Here is a 4,475-nt window from a genome sequence, read left to right as displayed (position 1 = left end):
CTCCCACGCATCAAGCCGCCGTTTCCCGCCACGCATGGGCTCTACAATAAACCGACCGTGGTCAATAACGTCGAAGCGTTGGCGAGCCTTCCCCAGATCGTCAACCGGGGCCCAGAATGGTTTGTGGCGATCGACTCGCCGCCGAAGAGTACCGGTACCAGAGTCTTTTGTGTCAGCGGGCATGTCAAACGACCGGGCAATTATGAAGTTCCGATGGGGATGACGGTGCGGGAGTTGGTGTTTGAACATGCCGGCGGCATGCGGTCCGACAAGCCGATGAAAGCCTTCATTCCCGGTGGGGCCTCGGCGCCTTTTCTGACACCGGCCCACCTCGACGTCAAACTGGATTTTGAACACGTTGCGGCGGCGGGATCGATGCTGGGATCCGGCGGTGTGACGGTGATGGAAGAAGGGACCAGCATGGTCTGGGCCGCGCTTCGGCTATTGGAATTTTTCTACCATGAGTCCTGCGGGAAATGCAGTCCTTGCCGAGAAGGCAGTTCTTGGCTCGTACAGACTCTACGCCGGATCTTGGCAAAGCGCGGCCGGACGGAGGATCTTGAAACCTTGTCGGATCTATGCAAAAACATCGCAGGCCGCACGGTCTGCGCGTTCGGCGACGCGGAAGTCGCTCCGATCCAAAGCACGCTGAAACATTGGCGGCAAGAGTACATCGACCTCATCAACGAAGCGGAAGCGGCGAATCTGATCATGCCCGAGCCGGCAGGAAAGCATTGATGGGAATCTGTCAATCTGATGATCTGTTGAGTGGAAGACATTCCTCGAATCCTCAGATCGACAGATCGACAAATCATCAGATAACAAAGTTCGATTATGCCTGAGACTACAGCGCAGATGGTTCGCATCACGATCGACGGGATGCCGGTCAACGTCCCGAAAGGGACATTGGTGATCGAAGCGGCCCGCCGCGTCGGCGTCATGATTCCGCATTTCTGCTATCACCCGAAACTCAAACCGGACGCCAATTGCCGCATGTGCCTGGTCGAAATCGAAAAGATGCCCAAGCTTCAGACGGCCTGCAGCACACCGGCCGACGAAGGGATGAGCGTGCGCACCGCCACCACCGTGGTCAACGACGCCCATAAATCAGTGCTCGAGTTCATCCTGGCCAATCACCCGCTGGACTGTCCGGTCTGCGACCAAGGGGGGAAATGCGACCTGCAAGACTTTTCGCACCAGTACACGGCGTCCAGCCGATTCATTGAAACCAAGCGCATCTTCCAAAAGGAGTATTTCAGTCCGCTCATCGAAACGCAGATGAATCGCTGCGTGCAGTGCCTCCGCTGTGTTCGATACTGCGATGAAGTCATGGACGTCAAAGCGTTGGCGCCGGTCGGTCGCGGCACCATGACGGAAATCAAGCACTTCGGCTCTCACCCGCTTGATTGCGAATTTTGCGGCGGCTGTGTGCAGATCTGTCCCGTCGGAGCGATTACCAGCCGACTGTCCATGTACGAGTACCGGCCCTGGATGCTGAAACGAGCCGAGACCATCTGCGGTTACTGCGGGGACGGATGCCAAATCACCGTGCAGACGAAGGAGCAAGAACTCATTGAGGTGAATTCGGCGCATGGAGCGGGACGCAACAACGGCGACCTGTGCGCTCGTGGGTTTTTTGGATTCCATGCGCCCGGCGATCCTCATCGCCTGACACATCCGCTCATTCGGCGCGACGGCCTGCTCGTGCAAGCGACCTGGGAAGAAGCTCTGGAATACATCGCCGGCCGCGTCGGCGAGATCAAGGCCGCGCATGGGGGACAGAGTTTCGGCGGATTGATCTCGGGCCGCTGTACCAACGAGGAATTGTATCTTTTTCAGAAATTCCTCCGGGTGGCCGTGGGCACCAACCATATCGACAGCAGCGCGCGTTATGGCCATGTCAACGGTCTGCAAGCCATGCAACTCGTGCAGGGGACGCATCGGTGGACCGTCACGTTCGACGACATCCTGGATTCGGATGTCCTGATCCTCGTCGGCACCAACATCACCGAGACGAATCCCATCACCGGCCTCAAAGTCAAAGAGGCGGTGAAGAAACGCCGGGCGACGCTGATTACGATCGAATCGTTGGAGCCGGTCGTCGACACGATGAGCAATATCGCCAATCTCTCGCACCATCATTTCCGTATTCCGACCGGCGACACACACCATGCCATCGTCGGTCTGGTGAAGGCGATCGTAGAACAGAATTTGACACAGCCGGACCTCGCGCAACGGTATCCTGCGTATCTCGCGGCCATTACGAGCGGGCTGCAACAGATCTCTTGGCAGGACCTCCAGGCGGCGACCGGAATCGAGCCGGATGCTTTTGCGAGGGCGGCCAAGGCGGCGGCAGGGGCACGCCGGGTCATTATATTGGCCGGACAGCTCTTGCTGCGGAGTGAACAGGGCTACAGTGGATGTTTGACCCTCTTCGATCTGCTTCTTCTGATGGGGAAGTTGGATGGTCCCGGCTGTGGATTTGCGCCGCTCGCCGAGGAAAACAACGACCAAGGCGCGGTCGAAATGGGAACCGTCGCCGAATTGTTGCCCGGTGCCCGCCCTCTCGCCGACGGCACGGATCGAGAGAGGATCGCGAAGCAATGGAAAGGCGAACTTCCGACCGACAAAGGAGCCTCCCTCATCGAGATGTTGGATCGAGCCAAAGCGGGATCCCTCAAGGGGATGTTCATCGTCGGAGAGAATCCGGTCGGAAGCCTCCCCGCGACGATACAGCCCGAAAAGTCACTGCGCAATCTGGATCTCCTGGTGTGCCAAGAGCTATTCTTAACGGAGACAGCCGCTTTGGCCCACGTCGTGTTGCCGGCGGCGTCCTCTATGGAAAAACATGGGACGTTTACCAACACCGAAGGTCATGTTCAGGCCGTTCGTCCGGCGATCGAACCCGTCGGAGAAAGCCGCCCCGACTGGGAAGTATTTTCCGCGCTTTCCATCTTATTGAACTCACCCATGGAGTATGCCGACAGCAAAGAGATCCTCAAGGAAATTCGGAGCCTCATTCCCGGCTATGGCTCGCTCGGGCCCACGCCGTTGCCGCCAAAAGTTGATCGCTCGGCCGTGGACCGCTATCTCACCTCCGGCTATCAACGTGACCTCACAACCAGGTACCGGCCTATCCCACGAATATCCAGACCGGATGGAACCGTGCGGCTGGAATTGACACAGAGCCTGTTCCATTCCGGAAAATTATCCACACGATCGAAGGGGTTGTTACAAGTCGAAGGGAGCGGCCGGCTCCGTATCAGTCCGCGCGACGCCGCACGCTTTGCCTTGTCGGATGGCGATCGGGTCCGTCTCTCCAGCACGTCCGGCGAAATGACGACCGTGGTCAAGATTATGGATCGCGTCCCACAAGGAACGGTATGGTTCCCGTATCACTTTGGCCAAGATGCCGTCCGGCTATTTGAATGCGCCGTCGACCCTATCACCCGCGTGCCGTCGTTCCGGACAGCGACGGTGTCCATTGTGAAGGTGGCGTGATGACTCTCTTCATCGCTGATGACTATGTTCATCGAGGAGTTCAATTGTGACTGAATTCGGATTGCGTCTCGCTATCTCCCTTACCCAAATTGCAGCGGTCATGGGTGTTGTAGTCGTCACAGTGCTCATCCTCACCCTTGCGGAACGAAAAGTCCTGGGTTGGATGCAGGACCGCATGGGGCCGATGGAAGTGGGGCCCTACGGCATTCTCCAACCGTTTGCGGATGCCCTCAAGCTCTTCTTCAAGGAAGACATTATTCCCGCCGGCGCCAACAAGTTCCTCTTCACCATAGCCCCGATTCTTTGTTTAATCCCTGCGTTCATCGGATTTGCCGTGATTCCCTGGGGCCCCAACCAGACGTTTGAGGTCGGCGGCATCACCGTGAGGCCGTTTGTCATCAGCGACATCAACATCGGCATTCTGTACATCTTAGCGTTCGCCTCGCTCGGAGCCTACGGCATCATCCTGGGGGGATGGGCTTCCAACAGTAAATACTCGCTGCTCGGCGGCCTCCGATCCGCGGCGCAAATCATCAGTTACGAGCTCAACGTCGGATTGTCCATTGTCGGCGTGTTGATTTTGTCCGGTTCACTGAGTCTTGTGAAAATCACCGATGCCCAGGCCGGAGGATTTTGGAATTGGTATCTCTTCGCGTTGCCGGCGCCGCAAATTTTTGCGTTTGTCGTCTACGTGATCTCATCGGTGGCTGAAACCAACCGAGTCCCGTTCGATCTGCCGGAGGCGGAGAGCGAGCTTGTCGCCGGCTTCTTCACTGAATACAGCGGCCTCAGATTCGCGTTCTTTTTCCTCGCCGAGTACGCCAACATGGTGCTAGTGTCCTGCGTCGCCGCCGCGCTGTTTCTCGGCGGATGGAATGCGCCGTACCCCGGAACGATTATGGCGCTCATCGGTTTGCCGTCCTTGGCCTGGGTCGAAAACATCATGTGGTTCGCGGTCAAGACATACTCGTTCT

Annotated in this window: 3 protein-coding genes; all 3 read left to right on the top strand. The window is 57.7% G+C overall.

The genetic code is table 11. The features are described from left to right. A partial coding sequence (locus tag ACOSYY_RS14010; RefSeq protein WP_421663137.1) for an NADH-ubiquinone oxidoreductase-F iron-sulfur binding region domain-containing protein occupies positions 1-738 on the top strand: 738 nt, incomplete at its 5' end. Between the two features lie 96 nt (positions 739-834). Continuing rightward, positions 835-3,501 (top strand): NADH-quinone oxidoreductase subunit NuoG, encoded by a 2,667-nt coding sequence (gene nuoG, locus ACOSYY_RS14005; protein WP_421663136.1) that lies wholly within the window; start codon positions 835-837, stop codon positions 3,499-3,501. Positions 3,502-3,547: 46 nt separating this feature from the next. Then, on the top strand, positions 3,548-4,475 hold a 928-nt coding region (gene nuoH, locus ACOSYY_RS14000; protein WP_421663135.1), incomplete at its 3' end, for an NADH-quinone oxidoreductase subunit NuoH.

Source organism: Nitrospira sp. BLG_2, assembly GCF_049222245.1.
Note: the sequence above shows the minus strand (reverse complement) of the source record. Positions and strands in the feature narration are given on the sequence as shown.